Origin of the sequence: Halobellus salinus (assembly GCF_014646875.1) — an archaeon.
GTDB lineage: Archaea > Halobacteriota > Halobacteria > Halobacteriales > Haloferacaceae > Haloquadratum > Haloquadratum salinum.
Genome location: NZ_BMOC01000002.1, coordinates 1 through 17,862, shown reverse-complemented (window position 1 = coordinate 17,862; position 17,862 = coordinate 1). Strand labels below are relative to the sequence as shown.

The 17,862-nt window shown below is 64.1% G+C and carries 17 protein-coding genes and 1 tRNA gene; 4 read left to right on the top strand and 14 right to left on the bottom strand.

The genetic code is table 11. The features are described from left to right. Positions 1-801: 801 nt before the first annotated feature. Both IEX72_RS02090 and IEX72_RS02085 read right to left on the bottom strand, forming a co-directional pair. The gene (locus IEX72_RS02090; protein ID WP_188785738.1) at positions 802-1,614 is read right to left on the bottom strand and encodes an ABC transporter permease; all 813 of its coding nucleotides are present in this window, start codon (positions 1,612-1,614) and stop codon (positions 802-804) included. Beyond that, positions 1,611-2,735, bottom strand: coding sequence for an ABC transporter ATP-binding protein (locus IEX72_RS02085; RefSeq protein ID WP_188785737.1), 1,125 nt, complete (start codon positions 2,733-2,735; stop codon positions 1,611-1,613). Before IEX72_RS02085 ends, IEX72_RS02090 begins: the two co-directional genes overlap by 4 nt. An 85-nt stretch (positions 2,736-2,820) precedes the next feature. Here IEX72_RS02085 and IEX72_RS02080 point away from each other — a divergent pair, with 85 nt between their 5' ends. Continuing rightward, a complete protein-coding gene (locus tag IEX72_RS02080; protein WP_188785736.1) occupies positions 2,821-3,264 on the top strand; it encodes an SRPBCC family protein in 444 nt (147 codons plus the stop codon). Positions 3,265-3,277: 13 nt separating this feature from the next. Here IEX72_RS02080 and IEX72_RS02075 read toward each other — a convergent pair whose 3' ends face one another. The 7 genes from IEX72_RS02075 to IEX72_RS02045 all read right to left on the bottom strand — a co-directional run bounded on the left by IEX72_RS02075 (position 3,278) and on the right by IEX72_RS02045 (position 10,189). Then, positions 3,278-3,697 carry a VOC family protein gene (locus tag IEX72_RS02075; protein ID WP_188785735.1) on the bottom strand — a complete coding sequence of 140 codons (420 nt, stop codon included), beginning with the start codon at positions 3,695-3,697 and terminating at the stop codon, positions 3,278-3,280. A 176-nt stretch (positions 3,698-3,873) separates the two neighbouring features. After that, on the bottom strand, positions 3,874-4,131 hold the full coding sequence (locus IEX72_RS02070) for a type II toxin-antitoxin system HicA family toxin (RefSeq protein WP_188785734.1): 258 nt from the start codon (positions 4,129-4,131) through the stop codon (positions 3,874-3,876). Positions 4,132-4,133: 2 nt separating this feature from the next. Then, on the bottom strand, positions 4,134-4,409 hold the full coding sequence (locus tag IEX72_RS02065) for a type II toxin-antitoxin system HicB family antitoxin (protein WP_188785733.1): 276 nt from the start codon (positions 4,407-4,409) through the stop codon (positions 4,134-4,136). Between the two features lie 600 nt (positions 4,410-5,009). Beyond that, a complete protein-coding gene (locus tag IEX72_RS02060) occupies positions 5,010-5,261 on the bottom strand; it encodes a type II toxin-antitoxin system HicA family toxin (RefSeq protein ID WP_188785732.1) in 252 nt (83 codons plus the stop codon). Next, positions 5,262-5,531 (bottom strand): type II toxin-antitoxin system HicB family antitoxin, encoded by a 270-nt coding sequence (locus IEX72_RS02055; protein ID WP_188785731.1) that lies wholly within the window; start codon positions 5,529-5,531, stop codon positions 5,262-5,264. Between the two features lie 294 nt (positions 5,532-5,825). Continuing rightward, positions 5,826-9,893, bottom strand: a complete 4,068-nt coding sequence (locus tag IEX72_RS02050) for an Eco57I restriction-modification methylase domain-containing protein (protein WP_188785730.1) — start codon at positions 9,891-9,893, stop codon at positions 5,826-5,828. A 211-nt stretch (positions 9,894-10,104) separates the two neighbouring features. Then, positions 10,105-10,189: transfer RNA gene (locus tag IEX72_RS02045), tRNA-Leu, on the bottom strand. Between the two features lie 402 nt (positions 10,190-10,591). Here IEX72_RS02045 and IEX72_RS02040 point away from each other — a divergent pair. Continuing rightward, positions 10,592-10,900 carry a transcription initiation factor IIB family protein gene (locus tag IEX72_RS02040; protein ID WP_188785729.1) on the top strand — a complete coding sequence of 103 codons (309 nt, stop codon included), beginning with the start codon at positions 10,592-10,594 and terminating at the stop codon, positions 10,898-10,900. 123 nt (positions 10,901-11,023) lie between these two features. Here the strand turns inward: IEX72_RS02040 and IEX72_RS02035 are convergent, their stop codons facing one another. Further along, positions 11,024-11,527 (bottom strand): phosphopantetheine adenylyltransferase, encoded by a 504-nt coding sequence (locus tag IEX72_RS02035; RefSeq protein WP_188785728.1) that lies wholly within the window; start codon positions 11,525-11,527, stop codon positions 11,024-11,026. A gap of 125 nt (positions 11,528-11,652) precedes the next feature. Here IEX72_RS02035 and IEX72_RS02030 point away from each other — a divergent pair, with 125 nt between their 5' ends. Both IEX72_RS02030 and IEX72_RS02025 read left to right on the top strand, forming a co-directional pair. After that, a complete protein-coding gene (locus IEX72_RS02030) occupies positions 11,653-12,141 on the top strand; it encodes an Lrp/AsnC family transcriptional regulator (protein ID WP_188785727.1) in 489 nt (162 codons plus the stop codon). 439 nt (positions 12,142-12,580) lie between these two features. Beyond that, positions 12,581-14,755: an amino acid permease gene (locus IEX72_RS02025; RefSeq protein ID WP_188785726.1), complete on the top strand. Its 2,175-nt coding sequence runs from the start codon at positions 12,581-12,583 to the stop codon at positions 14,753-14,755. Between the two features lie 107 nt (positions 14,756-14,862). Here the strand turns inward: IEX72_RS02025 and IEX72_RS15135 are convergent, their stop codons facing one another. From IEX72_RS15135 to IEX72_RS02010, 4 genes are all read right to left on the bottom strand, one after another. Next, positions 14,863-15,114, bottom strand: coding sequence for a hypothetical protein (locus IEX72_RS15135; protein WP_229663708.1), 252 nt, complete (start codon positions 15,112-15,114; stop codon positions 14,863-14,865). 618 nt (positions 15,115-15,732) lie between these two features. Then, the gene (locus tag IEX72_RS02020) at positions 15,733-16,791 is read right to left on the bottom strand and encodes a tyrosine-type recombinase/integrase (protein WP_188785725.1); all 1,059 of its coding nucleotides are present in this window, start codon (positions 16,789-16,791) and stop codon (positions 15,733-15,735) included. Further along, complete coding sequence (locus IEX72_RS02015) at positions 16,788-17,219, bottom strand: DUF5805 domain-containing protein (RefSeq protein WP_188785724.1); 432 nt, start codon at positions 17,217-17,219, stop codon at positions 16,788-16,790. Before IEX72_RS02015 ends, IEX72_RS02020 begins: the two co-directional genes overlap by 4 nt. A 262-nt stretch (positions 17,220-17,481) precedes the next feature. After that, on the bottom strand, positions 17,482-17,862 hold a 381-nt coding region (locus tag IEX72_RS02010), incomplete at its 5' end, for a zinc ribbon domain-containing protein (RefSeq protein WP_188785723.1).

The window sequence follows — 17,862 nt, the reverse complement described above, 5'->3', positions numbered from 1 at the left end:
GAGGGCGGTGCGACTGGAGACACCTCGAAAGCCCCCGGTCGCTCGCCGTCGCCGGCACTTTGCGCCGGCTGCCAGAGGGACCGCAGGTCCCTCCCTGCCTGCGACTCGTTGCGCTCCTCACTACGTTGCGGTGCTTACGTCGTCTCGGCTGACGAGCGACCGGCCCGTTTCAGTCCCGCCCACATCGGCTGGCTAACCGGCCGCCGCCGGCCGGGACTTTCGAGGTGGTCACAGGGTCACCAGCTTATCTGAACACGACCCGTCCGAAGGTCGTGTTTAGGTAAGCGACGACCGACCGGCGAACCGCCGCTGGGTGAGACTGGACACGGGGCCGCGGTCTCAACGACGGTGACGGGAGAGCTCTCGTCAGCCACCCAGAACGCGACACGTTCTGGTGCAGGCGCGCGACGCAAGCAGTGAAGCGTTCGCGGCGGCGCAGCCGCCGTGGACTCGGAAGTGGTCTGCGCCCCCGGCGGCTTCGCCGCCGCAAGCCGTACGAACGGGCGCGAAGCGCCCGTGAGCAGCGACCCCGTGAGCGACAGCAAGCCCATCGAGTCGAGAGCGCGGGGGCTTCCACGCTCGTCTCTCTCCGGTTCTCACTGAGTTCACTCCCCGCTCACAGTACCCATCCGAATGCGCAGCGTTTTGATACCGTCGGCTATAACTACATGAAGATTTTCGACACCCCGGGGTGTCGAAATACGTCACGCGACTATAGCCGACAGTATGAGTCCCCATAGGAGCGTCGGCCGCCGTGTGTCCGGACGAACCTGCGGCCGACCACCACCGGACACCTGGTCGTCAGTAGTCGCCGAGCACGCCCAGCCGCCGAGCGCGGCGCGTCGCGTACTGGAAGACGAGGTAGCCCGCCCCCAAGTAGCCCACGGCGACAACGACCAGTAGCGCCAGGTCGGCGACGGGGAACTCCCAGATCCGGGTGCCGTTCACCATCGCCCGCTGGAGGAGGCCACTGCCGTGGGCCAACGGCAGAACTCGGAGCCACGGAACGTCCAGCGAGGGCGCCGAGACGAGCACCACGAACCCGAACTGTAGCAGGTTCAGCCAGTTTCCGATTCGCTTGTACAGCAGGGTGATCCCACCCGCAGCGAAGCCCAACCCCAGGACCGAGGTGATTGACAGCCCAGAGACGAGCACAATCGTGAGGACGTTGAGTTCGAGCGCCGTCCCGGTGACGGCGAGCATCACGCCCAGAACGACCCCGGAAGTGAGGAACGTCCGAATCACCTTCGCGAGGCCTTTCAGCAGCGCCACCGGCGCGAACCCGAACGGAGTCATGACGTGACGCTCTAGGGTCCCCCACTGCACCTCGCTGCCGATGTCATTCGAGATCGCGGAGTACGCCCCCACCGAGAGGGTCCACAGGAAGTATCCCACGATGATCCCCTCGATGGAGTCGGTCAGCGCCTGCCCCGCGACCATCCGGCCGCCGTAGAACAGCACCCCGAAGAAGAACACCGCGATCACGACGCCGCCGATCGCGTTTGCAGGGTACCGCACGAACAGGACGGCCTCCCGGTAGAGAACCGCCCGCGCCAGTCGGTAGTGGCCCGCGGGGCTGGGTCCGTCGCTCCCGCGTCGGGGCTCGCGGCTCATCTACTGTGGCCCCCGGTGCCGCGGGTCAAATCCACGAACACGTCTTCGAGATCCGGTTCGACCGTGTCTAACCGGTCGATGGTGACGTCGTGCTCGCGGAGTCGGGCCACGAGCGCGTAGAGGTCGTCGGTATCGACGGCAACCCGGAGTCGCGTGCGCCCGGCCTCGGTGTCGACGGCGACGCCGTCGAACTCCCGCCTGAGGTCGGCGACCAGCCCGGGGTCTATGCCGCGGGCGACGACCCGGAGACGGTGCCGGTCGTCGCCCGCGAGCAGCGCCTCGACGGCGTCGTCGGCGACGATCCGGCCGCCGGACATGATCAAAACCCTGTCACAGACCGCCTCAACGACGTCCATGTCGTGACTACTCACGACGACTGTCAGCCCACGCTCCTCCGCGATCCGCCGCAGTTCCGCCCTGAGCGTGCGCGAACTCTCCACGTCGAGGCCGAGCGTCGGTTCGTCGAGAAACACCACGTCGGCGTCGCCCGCGAGCACGCTCGCGATCGACACCTTCTGTTTCATGCCCCGCGAGAGGTTCCGGACCGCCGTGTCGACCTTCGAGTCGAGCCCGAACCGGTCGAGCAGCCGGTCGTGACGCTCCGCGACCGAGTCGGGGTCGACACCGCCGATCGCGGCGAAGTATCTGAGGTTCTCCCGGACGGTCAGCCGCCAGTAGTCGTTGCGCGCGCCCTCGAGCATCGCGTCGACACGTGCGTACGCCGCCCGGGAGTCCTCGCGCACATCGATGCCGTGCAGCCGGACCGACCCCTCGTCGGGCAGCACCATCCCGAGAATCGACTTGATGAGCGTTGTCTTCCCCGCACCGTTCGGGCCGAGCAACCCGACGATCGAGCCGGCTTCGATCTCGACGGAGACGTCGTCGACCGCCGTCACGGCGTCCGGCCCGCTCCCGAACCGTTTCGAGAGCCCCGAGACGGCCACCGCCGGGACGGCGGCGCCGGCGCCACCGGGCCCGGATTCGGAAGCCTCTGCGCTCCGGCGATCCCTGCGGCGGTCGCCGCTGTCAGGAGTGTCGGCAACTCGATCCGCGCCGTCTTCACCGGCGGCCGGGTCGCTCCCTGCTGTCGCGTCGGTCGACCGCCCCTCGCGCGTGGCCATTACCGCCTTCAGGGTGTCCGCAGGGAAAAGCTCCACCCGACGCCGACCCTCGGAGGTTTTATTGGTCGCGTCCGAACGAATGCGTATGAAAGCCTCCGTCCGGACCGTCATCGATCGGCCGCCAGAAGCGGTGTTCGAGTACATGGACGTCCCCGAGAACCAGGGCCGTATCTCCCCGCGGCTCTCCGGCGTCGAAACTGTCGGCGTCCTCGACAACGGTGGCAAGCGCGCGACCTACACCTACCGGCTGTTTGGGCTCTCGTTCGAGGGCGAGGTTCGGGGTGTCGTCCACGACCCGCCGGAGCGCATCGTCTTCGAGCTCTCCGGCGACATCGACGGGCGGATCGAGTGGGAGTTCGAGCCGGTCGACGCCGGGACCCGACTCACCTACACCGCGACCTACGACCTCGGGCTCCCGTGGCTGGTTCGGTGGCTGGTCTCCCCGCTGACGAACCGGTTCAATCGCCGGGAGCTGGAGGCGACCGTCCGGAACCTCGCGGACGGGCTGACGGCTCCCGCGGAGAACTGACTCGGTACCCCGGTTACGCTTCCAGCACCTCGATCAGGTTCGCCTCGGGATCCCTGACGAACAGGATCCGCGTCCCGCTGTCGGTGGTCCGCGGTTGGCTCAGCGTCTCGATGTCGTCGTCGAGGCCCTCGTAGAACGCGTCCAGGTCGTCGACTGCCAGCCCGACGTGGACCGCGCCCGGGTGGTTGAGTTCGGGCGGGTCGCTGCCGGCCGCCTCCGGGTCGTACTCCACCAACTCGATCCGGGCGCCGCCGGCGTCGAGGTGGGCGAACGATCCGGTTGCGCCGTCGACAGCAACGGCGTCGGCGAAGGCGTCGCCGCCGACGGAAAACTCCGCCACCACGTCGAGGTCGAAGGTGTCGGTGTAGAACGCCACCGCGCGGTCGAGATCCGCAACCGTGATGCCGACGTGGTGGGCTGTTGGTTCGGGCATACCGAGGCGACAAGCGGCGGGTTCAAAGTCGCTTCGCTCGCCACCTTTTACTCCTCGGGTGGCTCGCTCCGCTCGCCACCGCTCGTCGCAAAAGCTGGACCAAAACTCTCCCGCGCTCGCTCCCCCCGGTCGCTCGCGCGGTGCTACTCCTCGGGTGTTGCTTCGGCTCCCCGGGGTCACGAGTTCCGGTCGATCCACTCGCAGAACGCGTCGAAGTCCTCCGCACCGGCGTCGTCTGCGATGTCACGCAACGTGCCGATACTGAGCGAATCGTGCGCTGGGACGACCACGGTACGCGGTTTCGTTTCCCCGTGACTGTCCGGTGGCTCCCACCGCAGGATCAGGTGGTCGCCCGCCGTCCGAATGTGCCGAAAGCCCCCGACGTTCACTAAAACCTTGTACACGTCCTCGCCCGAGAAATCCCGCTTCGCCATCCCTACTGTAGTACGTCGGGGAGTTCGTCGCCCCGGGACCGAGCGATGTCGGGATCGACGCCGAGGTCACGAATCTCGTCGTCGGTCGGGGGATGTCCGCCGTCGTTTTCGATAGCGTCGACGACGCTGTCGAGGTTTTCAAGCGCGGCGCCCCGGCTCTCCCCTTGTGCGGTAACCCCGACGCGGAGGTCGCGGGCCGTCCACTGTCCGTCGGGATTTCCCACCAGCCGGATCTCCCGGTCCGGGGCGTCGGCCTCGCCCGAGTCGGCCCGTGCCATACCGTTCGATACCGTCCCCACGCTCAAAACTGCTTCCCTCCACCTTTTACTCCTCGGGTGGCTCGCTCCGCTCGCCACCGCTCGTCGCAAAAGCTGGACCAAAACTCCCCGCGCTCGCTCCCTCCGGTCGCTCGCGCGGTGCTACTCCTCGTCTCCGCCGACCGCCTCCTGGACGATCTCGATCTCACTCCCACCTTTTACTCCTCGGGTGGCTCGCTTTCGCTCGCCACCGCTCGTCGCAAAAGCTGGACCAAAACTCTCCCGCGCTCGCTCCCGCTGGTCGCTCGCGCGGTGCTACTCCTTGTCCCCCAACTGCGTTCTCGACGATCGCGATCTCACTCCCACCTTTTACTCCTCGGGTGGCTCGCTTTCGCTCGCCACCGCTCGTCGCAAAAGCTGGACCAAAACTCTCCCGCGCTCGCTCCCGCTGGTCGCTCGCGCGGTGCTACTCCTTGTCCCCCAACTGCGTTCTCGACGGTCGCGATCTCACTCTCACTTTTTATTCTGCGGGTGGCTCGCTTTCGCTCGCCACCGCTCGTCGCAAAAGCCGGCCCCCGGGCTCGCGCGGTGCTACCTCTCCTCCACTACTTACTGTCCGTCTCACGAGTTCCGGTCGATCCACTCGCAGAACGCGTCGAAGTCCTCCGCACCGGCGTCGTCGGCGATCGCCCGCAACGTGCCGATCCGTAGCTCGTCGTGAAGTGGAACAGTCACCTGCCGCCGGTCGTCGTCGTTTGTCGGGTGCTCGTAGTACAGTTGCGCGTGGTCGCCGGTCGTCCGACGCCACTCGAACCTGCCGATGTTGACGAGGACCGAGACCACTTCGAGTCCAGCGAACGTTCGTCTCCCCATCTACTCGAGTACGTCCGGAGGAGCACGATCACCGGTCGTGTTGGCTTCGGGATCGACCCCCGCCGCCCTGAGTTCCGCCTCGGTGGGCTCCCGTCCCGCTTCGCCCCTTCTGAGAGCGACCGCGTCGTCGAGGTTCTCCAGCGCCGCGGTTCGCGAGGCACCCTGCGTCGTCACGCCCGTCTCGACGTCTTCGGCGATCCAACCACTGCCTTCCCGCCACAGGCGGATCTCCTCGTCGCGATCGTCACCGTCCCGCGTCGAGGCTGCCATCACGTACTGTATGCCGATGGATCGGATTAAAACCCACGTTTTTGCGGTGAGCGGTGTGCGAGCGAAAGCGAGCACACCGCTCACCGCAAAAACGTGGGCGAAAAACTCCCGCGCTCGCTCCCGCTGGTCGCTCGCGCGGTGCTACTCCTCGTCTCCGTCAACCGCCTCCTCGACGATCGCGATCTCACTCCCACCTTTTACTCCTCGGGTGGCTCGCTTTCGCTCGCCACCGCTCGTCGCAAAAGCTGGACCAAAACACCCCCGCGCTCGCTCCCGCTGGTCGCTCGCGCGGTGCTACTCCTCGTCCTCGCCGACCGCCTCCTCGACTATCTCGACTTCCTCGTCGGTCAGCCCGTACAACTCGTACACGATTTCGTCGATCAGCGCGTCGGTGCGCTCGATCTTCGCGTCGAGGTCCGCGGCGCGGTCTCTCGCGTCGACGTACCGCTCCAGCCCGTCGGCGACGTCGTCGGGATCGGGAAGCGTCAACGCTTCGAGGCGGTCGATCAAGGAGTTGGTCTTGGTCGCGGTCTCGCGGAAGTTCGCGAACCCCCCGGCCTCGTCGACGGCGACCGGGACGAACGCCTCGACCAGCGCGGCCTCGGTGCCGGTCAGGTCGGTCAGCCGCATCGCGGGGATCGGGTCGGTCTCGGTGTAGCCCCAGCGGTCGGTGTCGTACTCGTCTTCGTTGTCGGGCTTGTAGCGTGCTGTGGCGTGGATGCGTACGGTGTCCTCAGCTTCGCGTTCAACTTCCACAGACCCGATGCGGAGATTCGGCATTTCCTTGGTGGTTCGATGAAGGTACGAGCTGGAGTCTGCAACTGGTGTGTAGAACCCGATATCAGGCAATGTAGACTTCACTCTATAGTTGCCAAGGTAATCAAGCAGATTTAGATTAATATCGTTCCGATCTTGTTTGAGACTCAGCATTTCATTGCAATTTGAGGAAATTTTATCCTCAGCTTCGGGAGGAATACCTGAGGTAATAGGTAGCGACTCAACATCACTGGGATTCATTTTTGGAAAGACCTCCTTTTGAGCATTCGGAGATTCTGATAAGTGGTAATAACTGAGTACATTAGAGTTTACAATACCCAATAGAGTGAGCCCGTCGAATTTTGATTCACTAACTACTGCTGGAATGATACTGTGCCCATAATAATATTCTTCGTCCGAGTGGGTTGCAATAATTCGATTTAAACCGCCAGTAACTTCACGGAACAGGAGCCGCTCTTTAGTGAACAGATCTTTGTCCCTTGAGAACACCAGCCAATCGCCATAACTTAACCACTCACCAGACCAACTCAATTCATATCTGCTAATGTTTCTCCCGTTCAACCATCTCCCATATGTTTCATTTTCTTTATTATTTGAATGGTATGCTCTATTTTCAACAACCTCATCTGGTTGACCTGCTCGACGATCATATGCTGTAACTCCCTGTCCGATTTTAGAAATTTCTTCGAGTCTAACTGATTGCTCCTCTATTTTTCTAATTAGATTAAGATGATCTGGGTCATATGTATGGTATTTTATAGAATTGGGTTGATTTTGGGTAAAACGCTCTTGATCGGTTTCATATTCGACATCCCATCGTCGTTCTCCAAGGTTGGCAAGTCGGTCTTCTACCGAATTCCCCGGAACTGACCGTACGAGTGTAGATTGGTCTTCTATTGATTTTCTAACAATCAGGATAAGCGTGTCTACAATCGGCTGTCTCCCAGTAGATTTGAATATTTTTCCGCAATCAACGATATGTCGAATCCGCGAATTTTTGAGTAAAAAGGTCCTCAGAGGCTCGTTATTCTCCAGCTTCGTCCAAACCGTTGGGATGATATATCCAAATTCTCCATTCGTACGTAGCAATTTATGCCCCAACTCGACGAAAAAAATATAGCTATCATACTCAATCCCACGGACAGTATATCTATAATCCAAGTACGACTGTAGCGACTTAGAGAACTCAGCCCCATATGGTGGATTTCCGATTACCGCATCAAACCCTGCATCGCCTCTTACCCCGCCATCTTCCCGGTAAAAAGCCTCAGGAAACGCCAGCTTCCAGTGGAAGAAGTCTTTATTCTCAGCCAACGCCTGCGCCGACTCGAACCAATCCGTTTCCACAACATCGGCCCACTCCCCGTCGTCCTCCAGCGCTTTCGCCATCCGCTCGTACGCCCCGCCGGGCACGTCGAGATCGAACCGCTCCGCGGTGTGCACGTTCGCCATCGCCACCAGCCGCTGCCGGAGGTCGTCCTGCTCGATCTCGGCGTACTTCCGCTTCATCGCCTGGACGTCGTCGATCCCCTCGTTTTCGATCGCGAGGAACTCGCTGTAGACCGCCATCAGCCGCTCGATGGTTCCCTCCCGGGTCGCGCCGAACTCCGCCAGCGACGCCTGGGAGTCGTCGTCGGCGCTCGCGTCGGACTCCAACTCCTCGATCGCCTCGATGTCCGACCCGACCAGCGAGTTGCCCTGTTTGAAGTGGTGATCCAGGAACGCCAGCGGGCGGTCGGAGGCGAGCGTCTCCAGCCACATCGACAACTTCGCGAGTTCGACGGCCATCCCGTTCAGGTCGACGCCGTAGATGCACTCCTTGGCGATGTCGCGCCGCAGCGACTCCTCGTCGAACGCCTGCCCCATCTCCACCTCCGCCGCGCGGTACTCGGTCAGCACCTCGCTCGACAGATACCCCGTGGCCTTCGTGAGGAAGTGCCCGCTGCCCATCGCGGGGTCGAGAATTCGCAGGTCGGTGATCCGCCGGATGAACGGGCCGATGAACTCCTGTGTCCCCGGCTCGAACCCCTGCTCTCGGAGGTCCGCGCGGATCTCCTCGACCAGCGGCCCCACCGTCTCCTCGACGATGTACGTCACCACGTAGTCGGGCGTGTAGTACGCCCCTGTGGCCTTCCGCTCGCCCTCGTCGTTGACGACGTACAGCCCGCCCTCGGGCACGGTCTCGACCGCGTCGGCGACCGAGACCTCGGTGGCCGGTTTCCAGACCTGCCCGCCGTCCTCGGACACCGCGGCGTACTGCTCGGGCGCGATGCGGAACTGATGCTCTAGCAGGCCCTCGTAGACGCTCCCGAGGTGGCGCGTGTCGAGGTCGGCGTAGTCCGCGAGCACGTACCGGCCCTCGGCGTTCCGCGTGGTCGACAGCCGGTAGACCACCTCCGCGAGGTACCGGTTGCTCACCTCGTGGTCCGTGAGGAAGTCGTGGGCGTCGTGGTCGAACAGGCCGCCGTTGTACGGCGGGATCCCCAGGTCCGCCTCGCCCTCGTCGATGAGCCGGAACAGGTCTTCGAGTCGGCTCCACATCGTCGTGGAGTAGTCGCTGAACTCCTCGGTGAACCCCTCGTCCACCTCGCCGATGGCGTCGTGGACCTCCAGCCGGAGCTCGTCGAGGCTGAAGTTCTCCTCGTACTCGTCCTGCGCCGACTGCCCCTCGGGGTGGATGAGCCCGCGCGCCTCCGCGTAGAGCACGAACATCAGCCGGTAGAGGAACACGAGCGACTGCTCTTTCAGTTCGTCCAGCCGCTCCTCGTCGTCCGGGTCGATGTCTAGGGTGTCGTTGGTCTCGACGAAGCCGCGCCCGAGCACCCGGAGCGCGGTGAAGACGTTGTCCTGGAGGTTCTCCCCGAGTTCCTGGGACGCGGTCTCGCTCTCGGACCACACCTCGTCGAGGAAGGTCGTGCCGCCGGACTCGTGGAACGCGCCGGGTCGGAAGAACACGTAGAAGTATTTGAACGCCTCCAGGTCGCCGCGTTCCAGCAGTTCGGGCAGGTCGACCTCGTAGTAGGTCTGCGTCTCGTAGTCGTTGGTGCCGTAGAGCCGCCACTTCCGCCCGTTCGTGAGCACGCCCCACTGGATGTTCGGCGGCGTGTTCTCCAGGTAGTGTTTGGTCTGGTGGGAGGCGTTCCGGTAGGGCCGGCGCTCGTCGTACCGCACGTCGAACGCGGCGTCCCGCTGTTTGGCCTCGACGATACCGAGGCCGCGCGCGAACAGGTCGGTGGTGTCGTCGGTATCGAGGTAGACGCCCGCAGCGTCCCGGCGAGCGGCCGCCGTCTCGAAGAGGAGTTCGTCGACGAAGCCGCCGCCGTCCGGAAGCGCCACCTCCTGTTGGGTCCCGAACCCGAGCACGTCGAGCACCTCGTCGATCCAGTTGTCGACGAGCGCGTCCTCGCCGTACCCCTCGACCAGCGGCCCCTCCAACTCGTAGAGCGTCCGCAGGTCGTTCATCGCTTCGCGGGCCGCGTCGTCGCAGTCCCACTCGTCACGCTCTCGAACACGCTCGTCCAAGTAGTGGCTGGAGAACAGCGCCGCGTTGAGGTAGGGCCGTTCCGAGATGGTCGCTTGGCTCATCTGATCTATCACGTATGCACCGTGGCACTCACAAATAGATGATGCCGACACGCGGCTGCCTGCCCCCGAACACGCCGCCCGGTGTCGTGTGTGTACTCCACGCGGGACCGGATTCGAACCACGGTCGGACGTGCTCGCTCCGCTGCGCGCGACCTCCCTGGCTCGAATCCTCCGTACCGATATTCGCCCTCGCTGTCGCTCGGGCAGAATATGCGCGGGACCGGATTCGAACCGGCGGACCCCTATGGGACAGCGTCCTAAGCGCTGCGCCGTTGGCCTGGCTTGGCTACCCGCGCCCGGAGTTTCCGAATCCAACCGCGTGTTCGAGGCGTCGGGTTGATAATGTTACGTTGTCGCCGCGGGTCCACCAGGCTGCTCAGACGACCCAGGGCGTTTCCGGTCCAAACGGGAGTTCATCCCTGTGTTCAACACGGTCTCCGTACGGTGCGGTGTACGGACGGCCGCGTTCGCGTCCTCCGCGCCGGACAATGGACTCGGCTTCACGCGTCGTGTCGTGAAACGCATCGTCGAGGCCTACGGGTGGTCGGTCCGCGCCGTTGCGGGGACACGAGACGGTGCGCGATCCGAGATCACCAGGATCGAACTCGCGGGGTGGCGGCCCCGACGACCGCAGAGCGACGTCCGAGGACCACCCGGCGCGCGGTGGCTTCTTATACCACGCCGGCTCATTACCGGGTATGTACAGTGCCCGGGACCGGGTCGAAAACAAGCGGTGGCTCAACCGAATCGAGCGCGGCGCCGACAGGCTCGAACTCGGGGCCGACGCCCGGTCGGTCGCGGCCGACCTGTTCCTCTCGGAGGCGCCCGACGCCGACCGGTCGAAGCCCGCGGTGGCGGCTGCGAGCCTCTACGCCGGCGCGCTCGTCGCGGGCGAGCAGCGCTCGCAGTCACGTGTCGCCGACGCGATGGAGGTCAGCCGACTCAGCGTCCACCAGCACTGGAAGCCGATCCTGGCGGCCGCGGGGTTTCAACCGCCATCGTGGTGACCTCGGCTCACAACGCCCACGCGTCCGATCCACGACGGGGACTCATACTGTCGGCTATAGTCGCGTGACGTATTTCGACACCCCGGGGTGTCGAAAATATTCACATAATTATAGCCGACAGTATCACCCACTCTCGGTGGGGCGGTCGGGACCGCGGCCGTCGCGGTCCGGAGTGGGGTTGCCGTGGTGGTCGATCTCGCCGCGCACGATTCGGGTCGATGAGATCCGGTCCCCGTCCGCCGCGGTGACGTGGTCGACGACATCGATGTCCAGCGGATCGAGACCACGGTCCCGACGGATCTCGTTGATCAACTCGCCGCCCTCCCGGGTCTCGGGCGAGACCACGAGCGCGTCGAAGCCCGGTTCCGTTGCGATACCCGTGGGCGTCTCCAGGGGCCGTATCTCGAAGTCACGCTCGTGTTCGGTCGCGGCCTCGGACAGCTCGGTGCGGAGGTCACGCTTCCGGTCGGCGAACGCGCGGACGTACCGGTCAACGTGGCGCGTCTCGGCGGCCAGGTCGTCGGTGGTCAACCCGACAGTCACGTCCCCCAACTCGAAGGCGCGCTCGAACAGCGCGCGGTGGCCGTCGTGGACCGGATCGAATGTCCCACCCAGCGCGACATACATACCGCGGCCAGTACCCCCCGAAACTTAAACGGGGCGAAACCGACACCCGACACCCGACACCCGACACCCGACACGAGCGGGTGCTGCCCGGTCGTTTTTGTATCGCACCCGTCCTACGGAAACGTATGCCCGGTTCGGAGCACTCGATCGACGACCTCGACAGGCACATTATCCACGCGCTCCAGCGGGACGCGCGACACACGTCAGCGACGACGATTGCGGAGTCTCTCGACGTCTCTGCGCGGACCGTCCGGAACCGAATTCACAAACTCGAAGACGCCGGGGTGATCCGCGGGTACGACGTGGACGTAGACTACGAGACCGCGGGCTACCAACTCCACACCCTGATCGTCTGTACTGCGCCGATCCACCAGCGTGAGGAGGTTGCCCGCCGCGCGCTCGACGTCGAGGGCGTGGTGGCGATCAGGGAGGTGATGACCGGGGCGGAGAACGTCCACGTTGAGGTCGTCGGGATCGACAGCAACGACCTCAGCCGGATCGGGCGCGACCTCAACGAGATCGGGCTCGAAGTGGTCGACGAAGACCTGATCCGCAACGAGTACACCCGCCCGTTCCACCAGTTCCGGGACACCCCGACCGACGCCGTTGAGTGAGACCGGCGACGGAACCCGCAACGGATTGCCGACCCGGTTGCGGACGTCGGAGTCCGTCACGGCCCAGGAGCCGACGGTGTCGAGGCCGGTAGCCGCCCACGGAGTTCGGCGATAGCCGGACCACGTTCGACTCCGGTTTCGGCTTCCGGTTCCGCACCCTGATTTGTGTCGAACAATCCTTCCAGACCAGAGATAGAAACAACTCTTTTATCCGGGTCGGAACTCAACGAGAGATATCGATCGTGACCCACGATCACCCACGACGAACGTCCCGGTCGGTTCGACCTGACCCGTCGAATCCGTCCGACTGCGAACTACTCCCTTCGGTGGCTCACATGACACACGACACACATTCCGGACCGCTCGCCCGCACCGCCGGCCCGCCGGGGCGCTCCGCTTGGGGGCTCGACGACGTACCACTCCCAGACCGCCGCAACCGATGACGAAGGACCTCGAGCGCGACCTCGGACTGCCATCGGTGCTTGCGATCAGCGTCGGGGCGATGATCGGAAGCGGGATCTTCATTCTCCCCGCGCTCGCTTTGGGGATCGCGGGTCCGGCCGTGATTGTCGCCTACGGCCTCGCGGGACTGTTAGTCGTTCCCGCCGCGCTCTCGAAATCGGAGATGGCGACCGCGATGCCCGAGGCCGGCGGGACATACATCTACATCGAGCGCGGGATGGGCCCGCTCTTGGGGACGGTCGCGGGCGTCGGAACCTGGTTTTCGCTCTCGTTTAAGGGTGCGCTCGCTCTGGTCGGCGGGGTACCGTACCTGCTTTTGCTGTTCGACCTCCCGCTGAAGCCGGTCGCGCTGGGGCTCGCGGCCGTCCTGATTCTGGTGAACGTCGCCGGCGCCAAACAGACCGGGCGGCTCCAAGTCGGCATCGTGGTCGTGATGCTGGCGGCGCTCGGGTGGTTCGCGGCTGGCAGCGCCCCCAGCGTCGATTCCACGAACTACGCCGCCTTTTTCGCCGACGGGATCGGCGGCCTGTTGGCCGCCACCGGGCTGGTGTTCGTGTCGTACGCGGGTGTTACCAAGGTCGCGAGCGTCGCCGAGGAGGTTGAAGACCCCGGTCGGAACATTCCGCTCGGCATCTTGGGTTCGCTCGCGTTTACGTCCCTTCTCTACGTTGCGATCGTGGCGGTTCTGGTTGGCGTGACCGACCCCGGTTCGGTCGCGGGGTCGCTGACGCCGGTGGCGGTCGCCGCGGAGGCCACCCTCGGCCGAGCGGGTGTGGTGGCTGTCATCCTCGCGGCGATCCTCGCGCTGATCTCCACTGCGAACGCGGGGATCCTGTCGTCGTCGCGGTACCCCCTCGCGATGAGTCGTGACAAACTCGCTCCCCCGTCGCTGGCGAGCGTGAGCGACCGGTTCGGGACCCCGGTCGCCTCGATCACACTGACGGGTGCGGTGCTTTTGATCCTCATCGCGTTCGTCCCGATCCTCGACATCGCGAAACTCGCGAGCGCCTTCCAGATTATGGTGTTTGCGCTGATCAATCTTGCATTGATCGCCTTTCGGGAGGGAAACGCGGCGTACGAACCCGAGTTTACCTCGCCGCTATACCCGTGGACGCAGATTTTCGGCGCAATAACCGGCGTGTTGCTGCTGACGCAGATGGGGACGACCGCGCTTTTCGGCGCCGTCGTCATCACCGCTGGGAGCGTGCTGTGGTATTTCGCGTACGTCCGCCCGCGAGTGGACCGCGAGGGCGCTGCGACCGACGCGATCCGGCGGCAGGTCGGCCGGGAGACGATCACCGAAGTAGCCTCCGCTCGCGACGACAGCACCCACGAGGTGCTCGTCGCACTCACCCGAGGCACCGACGAGGAGCGGGAGCGCTCGCTGCTCGCGTTCGCCGCGGATCTCGTCCGGGGTGACGACGGACGCGTGGTGGCAGTCCAGTTCCAAGAGGTCCCCGACCAGGCGCCGTTGACCCAGGACGTGACCGACCAGTCGTCGTCGGACCGCTCCTTCGAGGCCCGGACGACAGCGCACTCCGAAGAACTCGGTGTCGCTATTGAGGCTGACGAGATCGTCAGCCACGACACCAAACACGCGATCATCAATTTCGCCGACCGCCGCGGGGTGAAAACCATCATCGCGGAACACGAACCCCTCCGGCTCCGTTCTCGGATCGTCGGCGACCCCATCGACTGGGTGGTCCGACACGCGCCCTGTGACGTGTTGCTCGTGGATAACCTCGGCTACGACTCACCACAGCAGGTGGTGCTCTCCGGGCAGGGCGGCCCCTACTCACCGGCCGCCGTGGATGTCGCCGGCGCCGTCGCCGCGGCGAACACCGGGAGCCTCGCGCTCCGGTATCCGATTGAGGCGGGCGAAAGTGGCCCACACGTCACCACGATCGACGACTACCGCACGGAGCTTGCTGAACTGCTTTCCGTTCCTGTCACGGCCGAGCCGTCTCGACCCGACGGAGGGCACACCCCAGACCTCGTGGTTAGACGTGGTGCCGACGACCGGCTTCGGGACGTGGTGTTCGACGACCGACCCCTCGTTCCCAGCCCGGGGTGTACGACGATCACGGTCTACCCCCACGAATCGCGGCAGCGCGGGTTCATCCACCGGCTGCTCGAACGACTGACGTTCTGAATATCGGTCCTTCCACTCGCACCCACCACGGGTCTTCGGGGGGTGTCGGTCAACTACGCGCGACCGATCAGCCGGTAGAAGGACCGTAGCCGTCTGTACTGCTCGACTCAGTCGACCCGTGTCACCCAGTCCGTCCCAACCGCGGTCACCCCGACCGTTGTTCCCGTCTCGTCGAGCCTTCCGAACCGTGTTCGACCGGATCCGTCCGCCGAGTCGTCTCCGATATCGTCGATGAGACTCTCCAATATCAGACCGAGCCCCGCGAACTCCGAACTCATTATGATCGTGGCTGGCCTCTGCGCCACCTGTGCGACGGCCTCGCCGCCGCTCTTGCTCCCGGCGTACGGTGGCGTTTGCAACTGATTGCGCAGCAGACCGCACGACTGCGTGCGATCGAGTGAGTACGGACTTGCAACCGCTGCTGTAGTTTGCGTTCTCGAATCCCGCGGCTCCGGGCGGTGTTTCTGTTCCCGTGTGACTGGTGTTGTCGGTGGTTCGGTCGTTCGGATCGGTTCGCACCTCGCATTTCCTCGTCCTCAGTCCGTACTGCTCTGCCGCCCCCCGTGATCGCTCGTGAACACCTCCAGAGTCCCAGTGTGCGACGATCCCCGCCGCAATGGTTTGCTCCTCGCTGAACTGTACACTGTGGAGATCGCCGAGGAAGTCAGGTTTCGAGTGCACGAACTGATCGACCACCTGGGCCACTACCGGCTCATCCTCAACGGACCACACCGACTCCGGTCGCTGCTCCAAGCGTCCGACGACCCTCCCGTTTCCCCCCGATTCCGACGAGAGCGCCTCTCAAGGCCCGCGGTTTCTGGTGGTTCTGCCATCGTTGCGGCCGGTGTCATCTAGCGTGACCGATCCTGCGGCGGGCGGGACTCGCCCCCGGTACGACCTCGCTCCCATCGTGCGGAAGGCCCGGATTTTGATATAGCAATATAGAATTTACTAGTTCTGCACGCGTCGAAAAAACATTACTCCAGTGAATAAATATGCGTTTCGTAGGTTTCGCGAACCCGGTCGCCCCAGTTGTGTGTGTACGTGTCGATGATGTCGCCACCGACATCCCCACGGAGATATTTCACGATTCCCCGGTCTCCGGTACGGTCCCGGAGGTGTGTCGTGAAAAAGTGACGGAAGTAGTGCGGGGTGACGTTCTCCTCGGCGCCGCCGCCGGGACGGTGCCACCCGAAGGCGCCCGCGTGCCGTTCAACGATGTGGTGGACCATATCAGGCGTGAGCCGGGCGCCCCAACTCCCCGAGGTGCTCACGAACAGCGGCTCCGCCTCCGACCGTGTGTCCGGGCGGATCGCGAGCCACTGCCGGAGCGCGGTTTCGAGCCCCGAATCCACCGGAATCACCGTATTTCGTTTGCGCTTGTTGGACGCTGAGCGCTCCTCGCCGGCGACCACCTCGCCGGCAGCGGGGTCCGAGGAGACGTAGACCGACGGACCGCGCCCGTCGAGTTGTGCTCGCGGTGTGATCTCGGTGCTCGCGACGGCCTCTATGGGCGTCCGGTCGGCGAGGGTCACGTCTCGCAGGTCGAGGTTACACAGCTCTCCGACCCGCATTCCCGTCTTGAGCAGGGTCACGATCACCGTGCGGTCGAGCGGGTGTGCGACCCCACTGAGAAATTCCCGCATCTCCGGGAGCGAGATCTCGCGTCTGGATGGGTTGGTATCGATCGCTTCGTCCATCTCATCGACGACGAGCGCCATCGGGTTCGACTCGAAGACGCCAACCTGTGTCATATACGCGTAGAAACGGTGGAGGTACGATGCGTACGTCGCGATCGTGCTGTCCGCGGCTCCGGAGCGACGCAACGTATGGACCCACGCCATACAGTCTCGGTGTGATGCTGCCACAACCGATGTTGGGGCCTCCTCGGAGAGGAACCTCTCGAACCGCCGGAGCACGCGCTCGTAGGCCGTCCGTGTCCGGCCGGACTTCCCGTGGTACGTCATGTCTTGGAGGAAATATGCGACCGGGTCGTCGACGTCCTGCTCCGCATCCGGCGTTGGTCCGGTGCTCATTCCGGGCCCTCCGAAGCGAGGCTGTAGCCCCCGTGTCGGCCGCTGTACTGCACGACGTTGTCCGCCTGTAGTTCTTGGAGGGTCTCGTCGAGCCGACCCTCGATGTTGTCAGTGAGCGACGCGACCAGTTCGTCCCACGACAGATGCCCGGATTCCGAGAGGGTCTCTACAACCCGGTCTTCGAATGCTTCACCCCTGGGGTTAGACGGCCGAGACAGGTCTTCACGGCCTTCGGTTTCTGCCGTCTCGCCCCCGGCTTCGGCCCCCTCAACCGCGAACTCACGGCGCCCGGCCTGCACCATCGTCCGGACGAACTCGCTTTGGCTCATCCCCATCCGATCGGCGTGGTCGGCCCACCGTTGTTTCTGGTACTCCGGGACGTACGTCGAGACCGTCGCCCGGTCCGTGTCGGGATTCTCGGTCGCCATACCGGTCCTGCGACCGCGTCTCACTTCAGTGTACTGCATACATCAGAATAAGGAAGATTAGATGGGCACGTAGTATCATATTTTATCTTTTTAGTTGTGTATACAGTTTTACTTTCTCAAAAAGGCTCTAGGTACACAAATAAAGTTGGCTGCGTCACCGACCGACTAGCGCACTAGCGTGTGGCCTCTCTCCGGAGTTCACCCGTTGGTGACATCCTCCTCGCCGTAAACGGCGAGGCTTCCCACGCATCGGGAATACCAGTCAGTCGTCGCTGGCAGAGGGTTTCGACTCTTTGTAGCCCGTGAGCGTCATCTGCGCTGGTACGCTCTTCTCACGGTGAGTCGTGGCGGTGTCACAACCGCTCCCATCCCGAGGTGAGTCATCGCGTTCCGCCTTGTCAAGAGGGACGCTCTCTCCCCACGGGTCAACCCGCCGTGCGATATTCGCGGAAGCGTTGATGTCAGCCTGAAACGTCGAAACGTGGCAATCGTCGTTCGGACACCGGAACTCAGCTTGTGAGTCCCGCCGACCGATATGGCGGCACGAGTGGCACGTCTGCGACGTGTACGCCGGGTTCACGTACTCGACCGGGATGCCTGCTTCCGTCGCCTTGTCCTCGATGCGCCCTTCGAGCCGGGCGAA